At 60.3% G+C, this 16175-nt stretch carries 18 protein-coding genes; 9 read left to right on the top strand and 9 right to left on the bottom strand.

What is annotated here, in order from left to right:
- Together ACIQ3A_RS10500 and ACIQ3A_RS10495 are read right to left on the bottom strand one after the other, a co-directional pair.
- A partial coding sequence (locus ACIQ3A_RS10500) for a DUF3108 domain-containing protein (RefSeq protein WP_396431691.1) occupies nt 1-1086 on the bottom strand: 1086 nt, incomplete at its 3' end.
- A gap of 6 nt (nt 1087-1092) precedes the next feature.
- Entirely contained in the window at nt 1093-1923 is an 831-nt protein-coding gene (locus ACIQ3A_RS10495; RefSeq protein WP_396431690.1) for an IclR family transcriptional regulator, read from the bottom strand.
- A 103-nt stretch (nt 1924-2026) separates the two neighbouring features.
- Here ACIQ3A_RS10495 and ACIQ3A_RS10490 point away from each other — a divergent pair, with 103 nt between their 5' ends.
- A complete protein-coding gene (locus ACIQ3A_RS10490) occupies nt 2027-3037 on the top strand; it encodes a fumarylacetoacetate hydrolase family protein (protein ID WP_396431689.1) in 1011 nt (336 codons plus the stop codon).
- A gap of 45 nt (nt 3038-3082) precedes the next feature.
- On the opposite strand, the gene gatB is transcribed toward ACIQ3A_RS10490, so the two are convergent.
- Genes gatB through gatC form a run of 3 tightly spaced genes read right to left on the bottom strand, consistent with a single transcriptional unit; the run spans nt 3083 to nt 6302 of the window.
- Nucleotides 3083-4537 (bottom strand): Asp-tRNA(Asn)/Glu-tRNA(Gln) amidotransferase subunit GatB, encoded by a 1455-nt coding sequence (gatB, locus tag ACIQ3A_RS10485; RefSeq protein ID WP_396431688.1) that lies wholly within the window; start codon nt 4535-4537, stop codon nt 3083-3085.
- A 1-nt stretch (nt 4538) separates the two neighbouring features.
- Nucleotides 4539-5999 carry an Asp-tRNA(Asn)/Glu-tRNA(Gln) amidotransferase subunit GatA gene (gene gatA, locus ACIQ3A_RS10480; protein WP_396431687.1) on the bottom strand — a complete coding sequence of 487 codons (1461 nt, stop codon included), beginning with the start codon at nt 5997-5999 and terminating at the stop codon, nt 4539-4541.
- A gap of 3 nt (nt 6000-6002) precedes the next feature.
- Nucleotides 6003-6302 carry an Asp-tRNA(Asn)/Glu-tRNA(Gln) amidotransferase subunit GatC gene (gene gatC, locus ACIQ3A_RS10475; RefSeq protein ID WP_396431686.1) on the bottom strand — a complete coding sequence of 100 codons (300 nt, stop codon included), beginning with the start codon at nt 6300-6302 and terminating at the stop codon, nt 6003-6005.
- Nucleotides 6303-6512: 210 nt separating this feature from the next.
- Here gatC and ACIQ3A_RS10470 point away from each other — a divergent pair, with 210 nt between their 5' ends.
- The 4 genes from ACIQ3A_RS10470 to mrdA all read left to right on the top strand — a co-directional run bounded on the left by ACIQ3A_RS10470 (nt 6513) and on the right by mrdA (nt 11079).
- Entirely contained in the window at nt 6513-7556 is a 1044-nt protein-coding gene (locus ACIQ3A_RS10470) for a rod shape-determining protein (protein WP_295519713.1), read from the top strand.
- Nucleotides 7557-7628: 72 nt separating this feature from the next.
- The gene (mreC, locus tag ACIQ3A_RS10465; protein ID WP_396431685.1) at nt 7629-8585 is read left to right on the top strand and encodes a rod shape-determining protein MreC; all 957 of its coding nucleotides are present in this window, start codon (nt 7629-7631) and stop codon (nt 8583-8585) included.
- Entirely contained in the window at nt 8582-9103 is a 522-nt protein-coding gene (gene mreD / locus ACIQ3A_RS10460) for a rod shape-determining protein MreD (protein ID WP_396431684.1), read from the top strand. Before mreC ends, mreD begins: the two co-directional genes overlap by 4 nt.
- A gap of 2 nt (nt 9104-9105) precedes the next feature.
- Nucleotides 9106-11079, top strand: coding sequence for a penicillin-binding protein 2 (gene mrdA / locus ACIQ3A_RS10455; protein WP_396431683.1), 1974 nt, complete (start codon nt 9106-9108; stop codon nt 11077-11079).
- Between the two features lie 28 nt (nt 11080-11107).
- Here mrdA and ACIQ3A_RS10450 read toward each other — a convergent pair whose 3' ends face one another.
- The 4 genes from ACIQ3A_RS10450 to ACIQ3A_RS10435 all read right to left on the bottom strand — a co-directional run bounded on the left by ACIQ3A_RS10450 (nt 11108) and on the right by ACIQ3A_RS10435 (nt 13127).
- The gene (locus ACIQ3A_RS10450) at nt 11108-11521 is read right to left on the bottom strand and encodes a VOC family protein (RefSeq protein ID WP_396431682.1); all 414 of its coding nucleotides are present in this window, start codon (nt 11519-11521) and stop codon (nt 11108-11110) included.
- An 86-nt stretch (nt 11522-11607) separates the two neighbouring features.
- On the bottom strand, nt 11608-11982 hold the full coding sequence (locus ACIQ3A_RS10445; protein ID WP_396431681.1) for a hypothetical protein: 375 nt from the start codon (nt 11980-11982) through the stop codon (nt 11608-11610).
- 23 nt (nt 11983-12005) lie between these two features.
- Nucleotides 12006-12377 (bottom strand): TraR/DksA family transcriptional regulator, encoded by a 372-nt coding sequence (locus ACIQ3A_RS10440; protein ID WP_396431680.1) that lies wholly within the window; start codon nt 12375-12377, stop codon nt 12006-12008.
- 99 nt (nt 12378-12476) lie between these two features.
- The gene (locus ACIQ3A_RS10435; protein WP_396431679.1) at nt 12477-13127 is read right to left on the bottom strand and encodes a glutathione S-transferase; all 651 of its coding nucleotides are present in this window, start codon (nt 13125-13127) and stop codon (nt 12477-12479) included.
- Between the two features lie 162 nt (nt 13128-13289).
- On the opposite strand from ACIQ3A_RS10435, the gene ACIQ3A_RS10430 reads away from it, so the two are divergent.
- The 4 genes from ACIQ3A_RS10430 to ACIQ3A_RS10415 all read left to right on the top strand — a co-directional run.
- Nucleotides 13290-13655 (top strand): DUF2946 family protein, encoded by a 366-nt coding sequence (locus ACIQ3A_RS10430; RefSeq protein ID WP_396431678.1) that lies wholly within the window; start codon nt 13290-13292, stop codon nt 13653-13655.
- Nucleotides 13656-13797: 142 nt separating this feature from the next.
- On the top strand, nt 13798-14265 hold the full coding sequence (locus ACIQ3A_RS10425) for a copper chaperone PCu(A)C (RefSeq protein ID WP_396431677.1): 468 nt from the start codon (nt 13798-13800) through the stop codon (nt 14263-14265).
- A gap of 186 nt (nt 14266-14451) precedes the next feature.
- Nucleotides 14452-15312 (top strand): TauD/TfdA dioxygenase family protein, encoded by an 861-nt coding sequence (locus ACIQ3A_RS10420; protein ID WP_396431676.1) that lies wholly within the window; start codon nt 14452-14454, stop codon nt 15310-15312.
- A 242-nt stretch (nt 15313-15554) separates the two neighbouring features.
- A partial coding sequence (locus tag ACIQ3A_RS10415) for a sulfate ABC transporter substrate-binding protein (protein WP_396431675.1) occupies nt 15555-16175 on the top strand: 621 nt, incomplete at its 3' end.

Here is a 16175-nt window from a genome sequence, read left to right as displayed (position 1 = left end):
CGGCTGGCAGACCCATTTGACGGTGGGCAGGGTTTGACCATCGAGCACCAAGGTTTCGGGCGAGCCCAGGGTCAGCAGCCAGGGCAAGGCGTCCCGGGTGGTGGCGGTCTGAACTTGCAAACGCGTGCCCGGCTGAAAGCGTTGGGGGCCACCCGCCATCGCGGCAGCCAGTTGCACATAAAGACTGATCTGGTCTTGTGCGCCCGGTTCGAGCGCTGCGACGGGCGCGTTGGTGCTGAAGACTACCCGGTTCTGTGTACGGTCAAAGTGGGCTGCACGCTCGTTGCGCCAACTGTCTGAAAAGCGCGTGGGGGCCAGGCCTTCGCTGGTGATGTTCCCCTGACTGCGCCAATGGCGTGAGCCCACTAAAAAAGCCCTGACCGACAGACTCAGCGCATAAGCGGCCTCGTTGTGTTGCCACCTCAGCTCGCCATTGGCGTGGTAGTTGATCCCTTTTTCTTGGCCCGTTAAACGGTAGCTCAGCAAGACCGGCGGCGGCAAGGCCCCCACTGGAATGGGCGGCAGTGAGGCGTTGGCCGCAGTGGGTGGTGTGGGTGCGGCGCTGCTGGCCGCATCGGACACAGCGGCCGGTGCAGCGGGCGTTGCCTCTGTTGACTCAGCTGTCGGCTCAACGGCTGGCGAAGATGCTGGCTCAGCTGCTGGTGGGGGATTGGTGATTGCCGCTTGCGCCAGGCTTTGCTCTGGAACCGATACCGTTTCTTCGGCAGGGGGCTGTTCGGGTGGCACCACCCGTTCTTGGGCTTGGCCTGAGACGGCGGGGGCTGGATCGGCTGCTGGCTTGGCTTTGGCCACGGTCGCCACGCGCGTGCGGGGCGCGGCGGGTGCAACTTTTGTGACCAGGGCGGATTGATCGGGCGAAGGGGGTATCCAGCGGGTTTGCAGGGGGGCTACGCGGATGGCCTCGGCCGTTTGAAGCCGCCAGTCCATGGCGCCTGTTAGGCTCAAGAGCAATGCCAGGTGAAGGGCCAGCACCAAGGCCGCCAGCCAACCCAGGGTGCGGCGCGAAGGGCGTTGCGCCCCATTCGGTGCGGCCGCGGTGATGGGGGGTGAGCGCACCACGGGCATCACCCTTCAGCAGGCACGCCAGCCCAGATCGGCTGAAAGTTGCTGGGCAAATTGACGCAGGTGTTGAGCGATCGGCCCGTCCCAGGCGGTGTCCAGCGTGGCCGATGAACCCAGCGACACCACGCCCAGTGCCAAATGCCCATCTGCGTCAAACACGGGGGCGCAAAACCCTGAAATGCCGGGCAACAAGACATTCACCACGCGGCCCAAGCCTTGTTGGCGCGTTTCTTTCACCATGGCCTGCACTTGGGCGTGGGTGCTGGGCAAGTCGCTGCGTCCCAGTTTGCGGGCCACAGCCAACTCTTGCTCGATCATGGGGCCTGTTTTGTCGGCCGCACTGCCGTGGCTGTTGAACGCGGCAAAGCAGCGACCCGTGGCCGACGACAGCAGCGGCATCACATCCCCCAGCCGCAAACTGACCGGCATGGCCAGCGGTGTTTCTTGCCAATGCACGAGGGTCGGCCCCCGATTGCCCCAGACGGCCAAGGCCATGGTGTGGCCGGTGACCTCGATCAGGCCAGGCAAACGCTCGCGGGCCATTTTGACGGCATCGAGGCGAGACAAGGTGGCCAGGCCCAGGCGCAAAGTGGCGGGGCCCAGTTCGTATCGGGTGCTGGTGCTGTCTTGGACCACCAGGCCCAGGCGCTGGAAGCTGACCAGATAGCGGTGAGCTTTGGCGGCACTCATGTGGGCCGCGGCCGCCAGGTCGCGCAGCATCAAGGGGCCTGGTGCCTGCGCCAGCACGTCCAGCAGGGCAAAACCGACCTCAACCGATTGAATGCCTGCACGTTCCTTGTCGCTGTGCTGTGAAAGGGAGTCTGTGCTGTCTGTGTCCATATCGCCTAGAATATTGTTTCGTTTAGTTAAACGAGTTTAACAATGCGTAACTTATCGCTGCTTCACACTGTAGTGCATGGCGACCAGAACGGACACACTCAAGATGAAATTGGCGACCTACAAAGACGGCTCACGCGACGGACAACTCGTGGTGGTTTCGCGCGACCTGAGCACCGCTCATTATGCGACCGGCATTGCCAGCAAACTGCAACAGGTGCTGGACGACTGGAACTTTCTAGCCCCCCAGTTGGAGGACCTGTACACGACGCTGAACCAGGGCAAGTCACGCCATGCTTTTCCGTTTGACCCCGCGCAATGCATGGCCCCGCTGCCGCGCGCTTACCAGTGGGCAGACGGCTCAGCCTACCTCAACCATGTGGAGTTGGTCCGTGCGGCGCGTCACTCGGAAGTGCCCAGCAGTTTTTACACCGACCCCCTGATGTACCAAGGCGGCAGTGATGACTTCATCGGGCCTTGCGACCCGGTGGTGTGCGCCAGCGAAGCCTTTGGCATCGACTTTGAAGCTGAAATTGCCGTCATCACCGGCGATTTGCCCATGCAGACCAGCGCCGACGAGGCCATTGAGGGTGTGCGCCTGGTCATGCTGGCCAACGACGTGAGCCTGCGCAACCTGATTCCGAACGAGCTGGCCAAAGGCTTTGGCTTCTTGCAGAGCAAGCCTGCCACCGCCTTCAGCCCCGTGGCCGTGACGCCCGATGAATTGGGTGAAGCCTGGCAGGGCGGCCGCTTGCACCTGACGCTAGAGTCCACCTGGAACGGTCGCAAGGTCGGCATGTGCGAGGCGGGCCCCGAGATGACTTTTCACTTCGGCCAGCTGATCGCCCATATCTGCAAAACCCGCAACGTGCGTGCTGGCACCATCGTGGGCAGCGGCACGGTGAGCAACAAGAGCGTGGACGTCAATGGCCAACCCGAATGGCCCAAGGGCTACAGCTGCATCGCTGAAAAACGCGCCATCGAAACCATCCTGGACGGCCAGCCCAGCACCGAGTTCATGAAGTTCGGCGACACCATCCGCATCGAGATGAAGGGCCAAAACGGCGAGAGTTTGTTCGGGGCGATCGAGCAGGAAGTGGTGCCGCTGGCACATTGAGCCAAGGGTTCTAAACCTGATTGAAGGGGTGCTTGTAAGCGGCACTCACCCCAGTTTCTTGATCAACAACGCATTCACCTGCCCCGGATTGGCCTTGCCCTTGCTGGCCTTCATGATCGGGCCGACCAGGCCGTTCAGGGCTTTGCTGTTGCCGGCCTTGAACTCTTCCACGTTCTTGGGGTTGGCGGCCAGTACCTCGTCGATGATCTTTTCCAGCTCGCCGGTGTCGTTCATCTGCTTGAGGCCTTTGGCTTCGATGACGGCATCGACATCGCCACCCTCGGCCCACAGTGCATCAAACACTTGACGCGCCGCGTTGTTGCTGATGGTGTTGTCGCTGATGCGGCCGATCAGAGCGGCCAATTGGGCTGCGTTGACTGGGGCTTGTTCGATGGCCATCTCAGTGGTGTTCAGGCGCCGTGAGACCTCACCCATGATCCAGTTGCTGGCCAGCTTGGGCTGGCCGCAGGCTTTGGCGGTGGCTTCAAAGTAGGCGGCAACCGCCTTGCTTTGGGTCAGCTGCGTGGCGTCGTATTCGGGCAAGGCGTAGTCGCGTACAAAGCGCTCGGCCATCACGCGGGGCAGCTCGGCCATTTCACTGCGCACGCGCGCCACCCAGTCTCGGCCAATCACCAGCGGCGGCAGGTCCGGGTCGGGGAAGTAGCGGTAGTCGGCGGCGTCTTCTTTGGTGCGCATCGCGCGGGTCTCACCCGTGTCGGGGTCAAACAGCACCGTGGCTTGCTGGATGGCGTGGCCGTCTTCGATTTGCTCGATCTGCCAACGCACTTCGTAGTCGATGGCCTGCTGCATGAACTTGAAGCTGTTCAGGTTCTTGATTTCGCGCCGCGTGCCCAGCTCGGCACCAGGTTTGCGCACCGACACGTTGGCATCACAGCGGAAGCTGCCTTCTTGCATGTTGCCGTCGCAGATGCCGATCCAGGTGACGATTTTGTGCAGCTCTTTGGCATAGGCCACAGCTTCGTCGCTGGAGCGCATGTCGGGTTGGGTCACGATTTCCAGCAGCGGGGTGCCGGCGCGGTTCAGGTCGATGCCCGATTGACCAATGAAGTCTTCGTGCAGCGATTTGCCTGCATCTTCTTCCAGGTGGGCACGCTCCAGTCGCACCGTTTTGCGCACCGTTTCTTGGCCTTCTTCCATGAAGAACGACACCTCACCGCCTTGCACCACCGGGATCTCGAACTGGCTGATCTGGTAGCCCTTGGGCAGGTCGGGGTAGAAGTAATTTTTGCGCGCAAAGACGCTGCGCTCTGCAATGTGCGCATTGATGGCCAGACCGAATTCGATGGCGCGTTCGACCGCGCCCACGTTCATCACGGGCAGGGTGCCGGGCAGGGCCATGTCCACCGCGCAGGCTTGCGTGTTGGGCTCGGCGCCAAACGCCACCGAGGCACGGCTGAAAATTTTGCTCTGGGTCGAGAGTTGGGTGTGTGTTTCAAAGCCGATCACGACTTCGTAGCCTTGAACCAATTTAGCGGTCATCTCAAATGCCCTCCGGCTGGCGAAGGTGGAAGTCGGTGGCTTGTTGCAGGCGGTGAGCGGCGTTCAGCAATTGGGCTTCCTTGAAGTAGTTGCCAATCAGTTGCAGGCCAACGGGCATGCCTTGCGCGCCAAAGCCTGCGGGCACACTCATCGCGGGCAAGCCGGCCAGCGAGGCCGGTAGCGTGAAGATGTCGGCCAGGTAATCAGCCACTGGGTCACCCGCGTTTTCGCCCAACTTCCAGGCGACCGAAGGGGCCACAGGGCCGGCGATCACATCGCATTCGGTGAAGGCGCGCTGGAAATCGTCGGCGATCATGCGGCGGATTTTTTGCGCTTGCAGGTAATAGGCGTCGTAATAGCCATGGCTCAGCACATAGGCACCGGTCATGATGCGGCGCTTGACCTCGGTGCCAAAACCCTCAGCGCGCGTCTTCTTGTACATGTCCACCAGGTCGGTGTAGTCCTTGGCGCGGTGGCCGAACTTCACGCCGTCAAAGCGGCTCAGGTTCGAGCTGGCTTCGGCCGGAGCAATGATGTAGTAAACCGGAATCGACAACTCGGTGCGGGGCAAACTGATGGGCACCAGCTTGGCGCCCAGCTTTTCGCATTCGCGCAAGGCGCCGTCCACGGCGGCGCGCACATCGGCCGCCAGACCCTCGCCAAAAAACTCTTTCGGCACGCCAATGCGCAGGCCTTCGATCGGGCGGTTCAGCGATGCCGTGAAGTCTTCGGCGGGCATGTCCAGCGAGGTCGAGTCGCGGTCAAGGTCAGGGCCGCACATGGCTGACAGCAGCAAGGCGCAGTCCTCGGCGCTGCGGGCCATGGGGCCGGCCTGGTCGAGGCTGGAAGCGTAGGCGATCATGCCGTAACGGCTGGCGCGGCCATAGGTGGGTTTGATACCGGTGATGCCACAAAAACTGGCGGGCTGGCGGATCGAACCACCCGTGTCGGTGCCGGTGGCGGCGGGTGCCAGGCCTGCGGCCACCACAGCAGCGCTGCCACCCGACGAGCCGCCAGGCACGCGCGAAGTGTCCCAGGGGTTTTGCACTGGGCCATAGGCCGAGTTTTCGTTGGCCGAGCCCATGGCGAATTCATCGCAGTTGAGTTTGCCCAAAGTGACCATGCCGGCTGTGCGCAGGCGCTGCACCACGGTGGCGTCAAACGGTGAGCGGTAGCCGCTCAGGATTTTCGAGCCCGCTGTGGTGACAAAGTCACGGGTCACAAACACGTCTTTGTGCGCGACGGGGACGCCTTCCAGCGGCCCGGCTGTGCCATCGGCCAGTTTCGCGTCTGAAGCGCGGGCCTGGCTCAGCGTGACTTCGCTGTCAATGTCCAGAAATGCGTTGTGCGGGTTGCCGCCGGTGCGGGCCAGAAAGCGCGTGGCCACTTCGACTGCGCTGACTTGTCTGGACTTCAAAAGGTCGGACAGCGCTTTCACGCTGAGCTGGTGCAGATCACTCATGGCTTACTCGATGACTTTGGGGACCAGGAACAGGCCGCGTTCTACGGCGGGGGCGCTTCGCTGGTTCAGATCGCGTTGGTTGGGCTCGCTCACCACGTCAGGGCGCAGGCGCAGCGTGATGTCCTGGATGGCCGCAACAGGGTGCGCCATCGGCTCGATGCCGGTGGTGTCCACGGCCTGCATGGCTTCGACGATGCCGAAAAAGCCATTGATTTGAGTGAGCATGCGCTCGCTTTCGTCGGGCTTGAGTTCCAGCCGGGCGAGGTTCGCGATCCGGGCAATATCCTGCGGGGTCAGGGCCATGGTTTGAAAAGAGTTGTAAGGGACGGTATTTTCCAGCTCAAACGGGGCTCGAGAGCGCCTGTTTTACCGGGGGATCGGGTATTATCCAGTGTTTGTCGCTGCTCACTTCTCGTCATCTGAGTGAGACCTGGCGACCCACCAGATTTGACAGCCACGCCCACCCCAGCATGCCACCCGATGGGCTTTGGGGTTGAGCGTCAAAGGACCTCTATGTTTTCTTCGTTTCGACGTTATTTCTCCAGCGACCTGGCCATTGACCTGGGTACGGCCAACACCCTGATTTTTGTGCGTGACAAGGGCATCGTTCTCGACGAGCCTTCTGTGGTGGCCATTCGCCATGAAGGTGGCCCTCAGGGCAAGAAAACATTGCAAGCTGTCGGCCACGAAGCCAAGGCCATGCTGGGCAAGGTGCCTGGCAACATCGAAGCCATTCGCCCCATGAAAGACGGCGTGATCGCCGACTTCACCGTGACCGAGCAGATGCTCAAGCAGTTCATCCGCATGGTGCACCCGCGCAGCACCTTCCGCCCCAGCCCCCGCATCATCATTTGTGTGCCTTGCGGCTCCACCCAGGTCGAGCGCCGGGCCATCCGTGAGTCGGCTTTGGGGGCAGGCGCCTCTGAGGTGTATTTGATCGAAGAACCCATGGCTGCGGCCATCGGTGCGGGCTTGCCCGTCTCGGCAGCTTCCGGCTCGATGGTGGTCGACATTGGCGGTGGCACCACGGAAGTCGGCGTCATTTCGCTGGGTGGCATGGTCTACAAAGGCAGCGTGCGCGTGGGCGGTGACAAGTTTGACGAAGCCATCATCAGCTACATCCGCCGCAATTACGGCATGTTGATCGGTGAGCCCACCGCCGAATCAATCAAGAAAAACATTGGCTCGGCCTTTCCCGGTAGCGAAGTCAAGGAGATGGAAGTCAAAGGCCGCAACTTGTCCGAAGGCGTGCCGCGCAGCTTCACCATCAGCTCCAACGAAATTCTGGAAGCCCTGACCGATCCGCTGAATCAGATTGTCTCGGCCGTGAAAACAGCGCTGGAACACACCCCACCCGAACTGGGTGCCGACATTGCCGAGCGCGGCATGATGCTCACCGGGGGCGGCGCTTTGCTGCGTGACCTGGATCGCCTGCTGGCCGAAGAAACCGGTTTGCCGGTGCTGGTGGCCGAGGACCCGTTGACCTGCGTGGCCCGTGGTTGTGGCATGGCGCTGGAGCGCATGGACCAGCTGGGCAGCATCTTCACCAGCGAATAAGCCATGCACCGGGCTGCTTGATGGCAGCCAGGGTTCCAGCTTTTTATAACCAGAATCCGGCGCAACTTTTTCATGGCTCTGGAAACCCTTGAACGCAGTTCCCCGCCGATTTTTAGGCAGGGCCTGTCAGCCACCACCAAATTGGTTCTGCTCGCGCTGCTGTCTGTTTTGTTGATGGCCTCCGATTACCGTTTTCGGATTTCGCAGCCGCTGCGTGCCGGCATCGCCGTCGTGCTGGCGCCTTTTCAGTGGTTGTCCTTGCAGCCGGTGCGTGCGGTCGGCGCTGTGGGGCAGTACTTTGGCAATCTGGAAGAGGCGCAAGATGCCGCTCAGAATTTTCAGACACGCGCCATCGCGCAGGCGCAACGCTTGCAACAAGTCGAACAGTTGACGCAAGAAAACACCCAGTTGCGGGAGTTGCTGGCGTTGCGTGAACAAATCGCAGGGCCCACCAAAGCCGTGGAAGTGCTTTACAACACAGCAGACCCCTACACCGACCGCATCGTGGTGGACCGGGGGCAAATCGCCGGCATCGTGCAAGGCTCGGCAGTCATCGATGCTGCGGGTGTGGTCGGGCAAGTCACGCGGGTGTACCCCCTGGTCAGTGAGGTGACCTTGCTGACAGACCGCGACCAGAGCATTCCTGTCATGAATGCCCGCACGGGCAGTCGCCACGTGGCAGTGGGTGACCCGACCATGCAAGGGGGCTCGCTTGAGCTGAAGTTCATGCCCTCCGGTACTGATGTCAAACAAGGCGATTTGCTCACCACCAGTGGTATCGATGGTGTCTACCCACCTGGTTTGCATGTGGGACAGATCAGCCAGATAGACCGCCGAGTGGATTCGTCGTTTGCCCGTGTTCATGCCACCCCAGCGGCCAAACCGCGAGGTCGGCATTTGCTGGTGCTGATGCCTGCAAAAGAATGGCCCGCCGCCCCCGTGGCGGCTCCAGAGCCCAAACGCCCCAGCAAGGGCCGTGCACCCACTGCGGCTGCATTGCCCACCCCTTCATCAGGAGCCAAGCCATGATCATGCCCGCAGGGCGTCCACTGCTCTTGCCCGCCAATCCTCGCTTCATTGCCTTGACTGTGGTGGTGGGCCTGCTGCTGAACATGTTGCTGGGTTTGGTGGGCTGGCGCTGGTTACCCGATGTTTTGGCCATCGTGGTGGTGTTTTGGAATGTTCACCAGCCCCGTCGTGTGGGGGTGTTGCTGGCTTTCTTGCTGGGACTGGCGCTGGATGTGCATGAATCAGCGTTGCTGGGACAAAATGCTTTGTCTTACGTGGTGCTGAGCGGCATGGCGCTTGCCATTCAGCGGCGGCTGCTTTGGTTCCCCTTGCGTGAGCAGGCCTTGCAAATTGTTCCGCTTTTTGTTGCAGCTGCTTTGCTGGAGTGGGTGACCCGTTTGATCGTGCAGGATGCTTGGCCGCACTGGACGCAACTTTTTGCCCCCCTCATGCAAGCGGCCCTTTGGCCGCTGATCGGAGCTTTGTTACTCGCGCCGCAGCGGCGCGCTTTTGACCCCGACAACATCCGTCCCCTTTGACCATGTCACTCAGGCTGCCCTCACTTGCCGATTTACGGGATAGTCAGGCCGATTTGCACCGGTTTCGCAGCCGGGTGGCCATTGCTCAGATCGTCGTGTTGGTGTGCTTTGTCCTGGTGGCTGCTCGCTTGTCGTACTTGCAAATCGTGCGCCATGAAGATTTGTTGGAGCAGGCTGAAAGCAACCGCACCGCAGTGATTCCGACAGTCCCGCCGCGTGGCACCATTCTGGACCGCAATGGTGTGGTGCTGGCCAGCAACTATTCAGCCTACACCCTGGAGATCACACCCTCACAAGTGCTTGATCTGGAGGCCACGATCGATGCCCTTGGCCAGGTGGTGGACATTCAGGGCAAAGACCGCCGTCGCTTCAAACGCTTGCGTGAAGACGCGCGCAGCTTTGACTCCTTGCCCATTCGCACCCGCTTGAGTGACGAGGAAGTGGCCCGTTTCAGCGCGCAGCGTTACCGTTTTCCAGGTGTTGAAATCAAGGCGCGCCTGTTTCGGCAATACCCCTACGGTGAATTGGCCAGCCATGTGGTTGGCTACATCGGCCGCATCAATGCCAAGGAAAAAGAGCGCATTGAAGAAGACGACGATGCAGGCAATTACCGTGGCACCGAATACATCGGCAAACTCGGCGTGGAGCAGCGCTACGAGCGTGAGTTGCATGGCATCACCGGGGTGAACCGTGTCGAAACCTCGGCGGGTGGACGCGCCACACGCAGCTTGTCGAGCCGTCTGGCGACACCCGGTCAGAACGTGGTCTTGTCGATTGACATTCAGCTGCAAAAAATGGTGGAAGACTTGTTTGGCAACCGGCGCGGCGCCTTGGTCGCGCTGGACCCGAACACCGGTGAGGTGCTGGCCTTTGTCAGCAAACCCACTTTTGATCCGAATTTGTTTGTCGACGGCATTGATGTCGAAAACTGGCAAATGCTCAACGAGTCGATCGACAAGCCCTTGCTGAACCGGGCCTTGCGAGGCACCTACCCACCGGGCTCCACCTACAAGCCCTTCATGGCGATGGCGGCCTTGTCGACCGGCAAACGCAGCGCCAGCACCATCGTCAACGACGCGGGTTCGTGGACGTATGGCGGCCATACTTTTCGCAGCCACGGCGATGCCGGTCTTGGTCCCGTCGACATGGTCCGATCGATCGTGCTGTCCAGCAACGTTTATTACTACTCGCTGGCCAATGACATGGGGGTGGACGTTATCCATGACTTCATGAAGCCGCTGGGCTTTGGCCAGATCACTGGCATCGACCTGCCTGGTGAGGTGCGGGGCATTTTGCCCAGCACAGAATGGAAGCGGAAATATTACAAAAAGCCAGAACAAAAGAAATGGTATGGCGGCGAAACCATTTCTCTGGGCATTGGCCAGGGCTACAACACCTTCACCATGCTGCAGTTGGCTTCGGCCACCGCCACGCTGGCCAGTGGCGGCCTGCAGTTCAAGCCCCGTGTGGTCACGGCCACGCAAGACGCCTTGAGCCATGCCCAAACACAGGTCAACCCGACCGAGCCCCTGAACCTGGGCTTCAAGCCCGAGCACATGGAGGTGATACGCAACGGACTGACGGGTGTCGTCACCTCCGGCACATCGTCCCGGGTTTTCGCAGGCGCCGGGTACACCAGTGCGGGCAAAACAGGCACAGCCCAGGCTGTCAGCATTGGCCAAAAAGAAAAATACAACGCCGCCAATTTGTCCGAGTACCAGCGTGACCACGCCTTGTACATGGCCTACGCACCCGCTGAGGCGCCCAAAATTGCCTTGGCCGTGGTGGTCGAAAATGCTGGTTTTGGCGCGGCCTCAGCCGCACCTATTGCGCGGCGCGTTTTTGACTATTGGTTGCTGGGGCAATACCCCAGTGAAGAAGACATGGCCGCCACCCAAAAAGGCCAATCGGCCAGTCCGCTTGGCAAGCCACGCAGCAAGCAGGATGTGCCGCTGGAAAGCCGCCGGGGCAACTGAGTTCGGGGTTAACGCTGTTGTTGGCCCTTCAGTTGGCGTAAAGCGTGCCCAGGTTGGCAAAGCCCTTGACCTCGATCGGGTTGCCAAACGGGTCCATGAAGAACATGGTCCACTGTTCGCCCGGCTGCCCCTCAAAGCGCAGGTGCGGCTCGACCACAAACTGCATGTGCCGGCTCTGAAGTCGATCGGCCAGCGCTTGCCAATCGGCCTGTTGCAAGACCAGACCAAAGTGCGGCATAGGCACGAGGTGGTCGCCCACATGACCGGTCAGCGTGGTTTTGAAAGGCTCTCCCAGATGCAAGGAAATCTGGTGCGAGAAAAAGTCAAAGTCCACCCAGGTCTCTGTGGACCGACCCTCTTTGCACCCCAGCACGCCCCCATAAAAGCGGCGGGCCTCGTCGAGGTCGGTGACGTGAAAGGCAAAATGGAAAAGGCTGCGCATGCCCTAAAGCATAGCAGCCAGTCATGCCGTGGTCAGCAGGAAGAACCCGCAGTTTGGCAGTCCTGCCCATGCAGGTTCAGTCAGCGTCAGACCAGCGTGGGGGCTGTGCTCGTCGCGTCAAACTTCTTGAAGTATTGCCGTGCCAACGCGACCAACTGAGCATCGGTCGGGTGGTCCGTGGCGACGCTGTCAACAATCGCATTGGCGGTGTCTTTGCGATGCGCCGTACACCAGTCACGGAATTCATTGCGAGCCAAGCCAGGCCCGGCCAGCAAAATTTCATGCGTACCGCTGAGGGCCGCAGCCACGTCTGAGAAAAAGGCGGGGAGATCACCCACTTTGCCCTGGTGCTTGTGGTGGCTGCGCGATTTAACGCGCTGCGCCTCTGCATGTTCACGGTCAAACATGAGAACGTGGGCTTCGTTGTGGTCCATCCAGACGACGGCGTGAAAAGTGCTCATGGGGCTCCTAAAGTGCTAAAAAATCAACGGTGTTGCTCAACCAGGGTCTGACAGTCAATGCAGCGCTTGGCCGTGGGGTAGGCGGTGAGCCGGGCGGTAGGAATAGTGACACCGCAGTCGGTGCAGGTGCCATAGGTGCCCGCTTGAAGGCGCTCCAGTGCGGCTTGGATGTCGCCCAATTCGGCGGTTTCGTGCTCGTTCATGGCGAACTCGGTCTGTCGCTCGGTCTGGATCTGGGCGCGTGATTGAAAGCTGTTGTCAAAGTGATCAGCGGCCATGTCGGCACGCGAGACCACACCGCCGCGTTCGTAGGCGATGCGCTCCAACAGCTGCGCCCTGGCCTTGATCAGCTGGGCTTTGAAAACATCATGGGTGGGTGGGGTGGATGGGTTCATGAGGTCATCATGAAGCCACCCCGGGAACGGCGGGTTGATGCAGGTCAACCAACCGGGGGCTGACCCATGATGCAGGTCAAGCTCCCGTGCCCTGGGGAATCAGGCCTTGGCTTTGGCCCGCGCCATCATCAACTCGGTGTTGGCCTTGCGCTCGGCATTGACCTGTTGCATGACGGGCCGTTCGTTCATGCGCTTGAGGTAGTCGCGCACGGGCAGTTCCGCCAGATAGTCACGGCCGTAAACCACCTTGGTGGCGGCCGATACCAAAGGCAAATGCACCACGGCCGCGCAGTCGGCCAGTGTCAGGCTGTCGCCCCACATGAATGGGCTGAACTGGGCCAGCTTGGCGAAAGCAGCCACGTTCTTTTCAAGCTGGGCACCGGTTTTTTCTTTGGTGCTGTCGCTGATCTGCCCGCCAAAGAAAGCTTGCGGGTACAGGTTGCGGGCCACCAGCTCCAGGTGCAGCTCCAGAAAAGTCACCAGCTCGCGCACCTTGGCCGCGGCAAACGGGTCAGCCGGGAGCAAGGGGTTTTGCGGGTACTGTTGTTCGATGTACTCCATGATCACCCCCGACTCGCACAACATGCCGTGTTCGGTCTTGAGGTAAGGCACTTTACCCAACGGACTGCCCGTCGCATCGGTCTGACCCACCCAGGCCAGCTCTTCTGTAAAGGGCACGTTTTTTTCGAGCAAGGCCAGCTTGACCTTGTTGTAGTAGTTGCTGGCCGAAAAGCCGCAGAGTGTGAGCATGAGGGTCTCCAGTAAAAGTGAACGAATACCGTCCAAGATTAAACGAGGGTCAACAGCGCATGGGTCACACACTTGACCCGTTGCTGATTTAAAAAAAGTAAATCAGCCGCCGGGCCAAGGCGTCTCCGTTCCGAGGGCATTCCTGAATGCCATAATTCGGCCATGACCCCGATGCAAACCCTGCGCAACGCCCCCCACCTCGCCCGCCTCGTGCTGGTGTGGTTTGCGTTGTTCATCGGGGTGGCCGTGGCCTCGCCGCTGGTCAACCCTGAGGGCGTGCAACTGGTGTGCACCACAGCGGGCAGCGTCAAGTTGCTCCAGCTCGATGCCGATGGCGAAGAGGCGCAAGGCAGCCAACACGGCCTGCATTGCCCCTTGTGTTTGCCCGTGACGGCGCCCCCAATGGTGTCTGTTCAAGCGCCAGTCCATGGCGGATTGTCTTATGCGCTGCTTCTGATAGAGCAGGCCCGGCTGGCCTCGCTCATCGGCCTGCCCTGGCAGGCCCGCGCTCCCCCCGCTTTTCTCTGATCATTGCGGCAGTTTGTCGGCTGGGTGCGATCGATCGCACGGCTCGACCCAACCCACATGTCGACGTCACGGTGTGCTTGTGCATGACACCACCTGACCGTTTCCCTTTTTCCCTTTTTGTCTTTTTAAACTGGAGTTCGCCATGAAGCGCGTTGTTATTTCTTTTGCAGTTCTTTTTTCGATGATGGCTGCCCAAGCCCAAGTGACCGTCAAAGACGCTTGGGTGCGTGCCACCGTGGCGCAGCAAAAAGCCACTGGGGCTTTCATGCAGTTGCAATCGGCTCAAGACGCCAAGCTGATCTCGGCCCAGTCGCCTGTGGCCGGCGTGGTCGAGGTGCATGAGATGGCCATGGACGGCGGCGTCATGAAAATGCGTGCTGTACCGAGTCTGGCCTTGCCCGCTGGCAAAGCAGTAGACCTTAAGCCAGGGGGCTACCACGTCATGCTGATGGACCTGAAGGGCCAGGTCAAAGACGGTGACACCGTGCCTGTGACCCTGGTGGTCGAGGGCAAGGACGGCAAGCGCCAGAACATCGAGATCAAGGTGCCCGCCCGCTCAGCCGCAGCACCTGCCATGAAGCATGGCGATGGCCCGATGCACAAACATTGAAAGCTTGGCTTGGCTTGCCGCTTGGCCTAGGCCTGGCCCCTGGTCACTTTGTGGGAGCCAGCGGCCAAAACCCACTTCTCCGATGGTGCTTACTTTGATCAGATTTACACCCAAAAATGATGGGGCCTGCCCAGGCTCGTGAACCACATGCCAGACCCGCTCTGGCATGATGAAAATATGACCCTCTTGACCCATTCCCCAACGGTTTACCAAAGCTTTGTGGCCGAACCTTACACCCCCAATATCGGTGCCACGCTCCATGGTTTGGACCTGACGCAGCCACTCAGCGAGGTGGTTCAATTCGAGCTGAAAGCCGCATTGGCCCAGTACGAGGTCATTTTTTTCCGCGATCAACCACTCACTGACGCGCAGCAGGTCGCGTTCACCCGCTGCTTTGGTCAGGTCAACGAAGTCCAGGCCTTCTTTCCACGGGTGGAAAGCCAGCCCGAGATCGAAATTGTGGAAAGCACTGCCGAGCGCCCAGGTGCCTCCAACAACTGGCATGCCGACATCACTTGGCGCGACAACCCGCCCGTGGGCACCAGCCTGTATGCGAAGGTCGTGCCGGGCAGCGGAGGCGACACCTTGTGGGCCAGTCTGACTGCTGCCTATGCAGTCTTGCCTGCTGACTTCAAGGCCTATTTGGAAACCCTGAGTGCCATGCACACCTGGGAAATCAGCGGCTGGACCCAATACCTGTTGCAACAAGACCCCAAGGGGGCGCAACTCCAGGAAGCCCGTGTCAAATACCCGCCCGTGACGCATCCCGTGGTGCGTGTGCACCCCATCACGGGCAAAAAGATCTTATATGTCAACCCCACCTTCACCAGTCACATCCATGGCCTGCCGCGTGTGCAAAGTGATGCCTTGCTGGCCCAGTTGTATGGGTTGATCACGGTGCCCGAAGTCCAGGCACGCTTTCGCTGGCAGCCCCACTCACTGGCCGTGTGGGACAACCGATCTACCCAGCACTACGCCGTGGCTGACTTTTATCCGCAGCACCGCAAATTGCACCGCATCACCTTCACGGCTGATCAGGCTTTTTGAGCCAACACGCCCGCATGGTTTGAGTTTCTTCGGCTTGGGGGTGCATGCGGAGCCATGCATTCATCAGGGGTGCACGACCGAATGCAGCCAAGGCTTAGTTGCTTTTCGGCATAAGCAAACAACAAATGATTTGTTTGCGATTGAGTCTGTCGCTTCCACAATCGCAGCCTTGACTTGATGCCTGCTGATCACCGCGATCGGCAAGGCAAATCAAGCCCCGCCATTTGTTGAAAACAATCCTCATGAAAAAAATCACACACGTCGCTTTGGCGCTCGCGCTGGCCCTGTCGGGCCTTTCAGCCAGCGCGCAGACCCTGCTCAACGCCTCTTATGACGTGGCCCGGGAGTTCTACAAGGACTACAACGCTGCGTTCATCGCCCATTACAAAAAGACCACCGGCAAAGACATCAAGATCGACCAGGCCCACGGAGGCTCAAGCGCCCAGGCCCGCGCGGTCAATGATGGTCTGGAAGCCGATGTGGTGAGCATGAACACCACCACCGATGTGGATTTTTTGGCGAGCACAGGGGTGGTGGCCAAGGACTGGAGCAAGCGTTTTCCGCACAGCGCATCGCCCACCACCTCGACCATGTTGTTCCTCACGCGCAATGGCAACCCCAAGGGCATCAAGGATTGGGACGATCTGGTCAAGCCCGGCATCAAGGTTATTGTGGTCAATCCCAAAACCGGGGGCAATGGCCGCATGGCCTATCTGGCGGCCTGGGGCTATGTCAAAAAGAAGGGCGGCTCTGACGCCGATGCGGCCGACTTTGTGGGCAAGCTCTACAAAAACGTACCGGTGCTGGCCAAGGGCGGGCGCGATGCCACCACCATCTTCTTGCAGCGCAACATTGGCGATGTG

The sequence above is a fragment of the Limnohabitans sp. genome, from assembly GCF_044361985.1.
Lineage (GTDB): Bacteria > Pseudomonadota > Gammaproteobacteria > Burkholderiales > Burkholderiaceae_C > Limnohabitans_A.
Note: the sequence above shows the minus strand (reverse complement) of the source record. Positions and strands in the feature narration are given on the sequence as shown.

What these genes read in the sequence shown, in the direction of transcription:
- ACIQ3A_RS10495 (WP_396431690.1), bottom strand. Translation starts at nt 1,923, where the DNA reads ATGGACACAGACAGCACAGACTCCCTTTCACAGCACAGCGACAAGGAA.
- ACIQ3A_RS10435 (WP_396431679.1), bottom strand. Translation starts at nt 13,127, where the DNA reads ATGCTCACACTCTGCGGCTTTTCGGCCAGCAACTACTACAACAAGGTC.
- ACIQ3A_RS10490 (WP_396431689.1), top strand. Translation starts at nt 2,027, where the DNA reads ATGAAATTGGCGACCTACAAAGACGGCTCACGCGACGGACAACTCGTG.
- ACIQ3A_RS10430 (WP_396431678.1), top strand. Translation starts at nt 13,290, where the DNA reads ATGACCCCGATGCAAACCCTGCGCAACGCCCCCCACCTCGCCCGCCTC.
- ACIQ3A_RS10445 (WP_396431681.1), bottom strand. Translation starts at nt 11,982, where the DNA reads ATGAGCACTTTTCACGCCGTCGTCTGGATGGACCACAACGAAGCCCAC.
- ACIQ3A_RS10470 (WP_295519713.1), top strand. Translation starts at nt 6,513, where the DNA reads ATGTTTTCTTCGTTTCGACGTTATTTCTCCAGCGACCTGGCCATTGAC.
- mreD (WP_396431684.1), top strand. Translation starts at nt 8,582, where the DNA reads ATGATCATGCCCGCAGGGCGTCCACTGCTCTTGCCCGCCAATCCTCGC.
- gatB (WP_396431688.1), bottom strand. Translation starts at nt 4,537, where the DNA reads ATGACCGCTAAATTGGTTCAAGGCTACGAAGTCGTGATCGGCTTTGAA.
- ACIQ3A_RS10440 (WP_396431680.1), bottom strand. Translation starts at nt 12,377, where the DNA reads ATGAACCCATCCACCCCACCCACCCATGATGTTTTCAAAGCCCAGCTG.
- mreC (WP_396431685.1), top strand. Translation starts at nt 7,629, where the DNA reads ATGGCTCTGGAAACCCTTGAACGCAGTTCCCCGCCGATTTTTAGGCAG.
- mrdA (WP_396431683.1), top strand. Translation starts at nt 9,106, where the DNA reads ATGTCACTCAGGCTGCCCTCACTTGCCGATTTACGGGATAGTCAGGCC.
- ACIQ3A_RS10425 (WP_396431677.1), top strand. Translation starts at nt 13,798, where the DNA reads ATGAAGCGCGTTGTTATTTCTTTTGCAGTTCTTTTTTCGATGATGGCT.
- ACIQ3A_RS10450 (WP_396431682.1), bottom strand. Translation starts at nt 11,521, where the DNA reads ATGCGCAGCCTTTTCCATTTTGCCTTTCACGTCACCGACCTCGACGAG.
- gatC (WP_396431686.1), bottom strand. Translation starts at nt 6,302, where the DNA reads ATGGCCCTGACCCCGCAGGATATTGCCCGGATCGCGAACCTCGCCCGG.
- gatA (WP_396431687.1), bottom strand. Translation starts at nt 5,999, where the DNA reads ATGAGTGATCTGCACCAGCTCAGCGTGAAAGCGCTGTCCGACCTTTTG.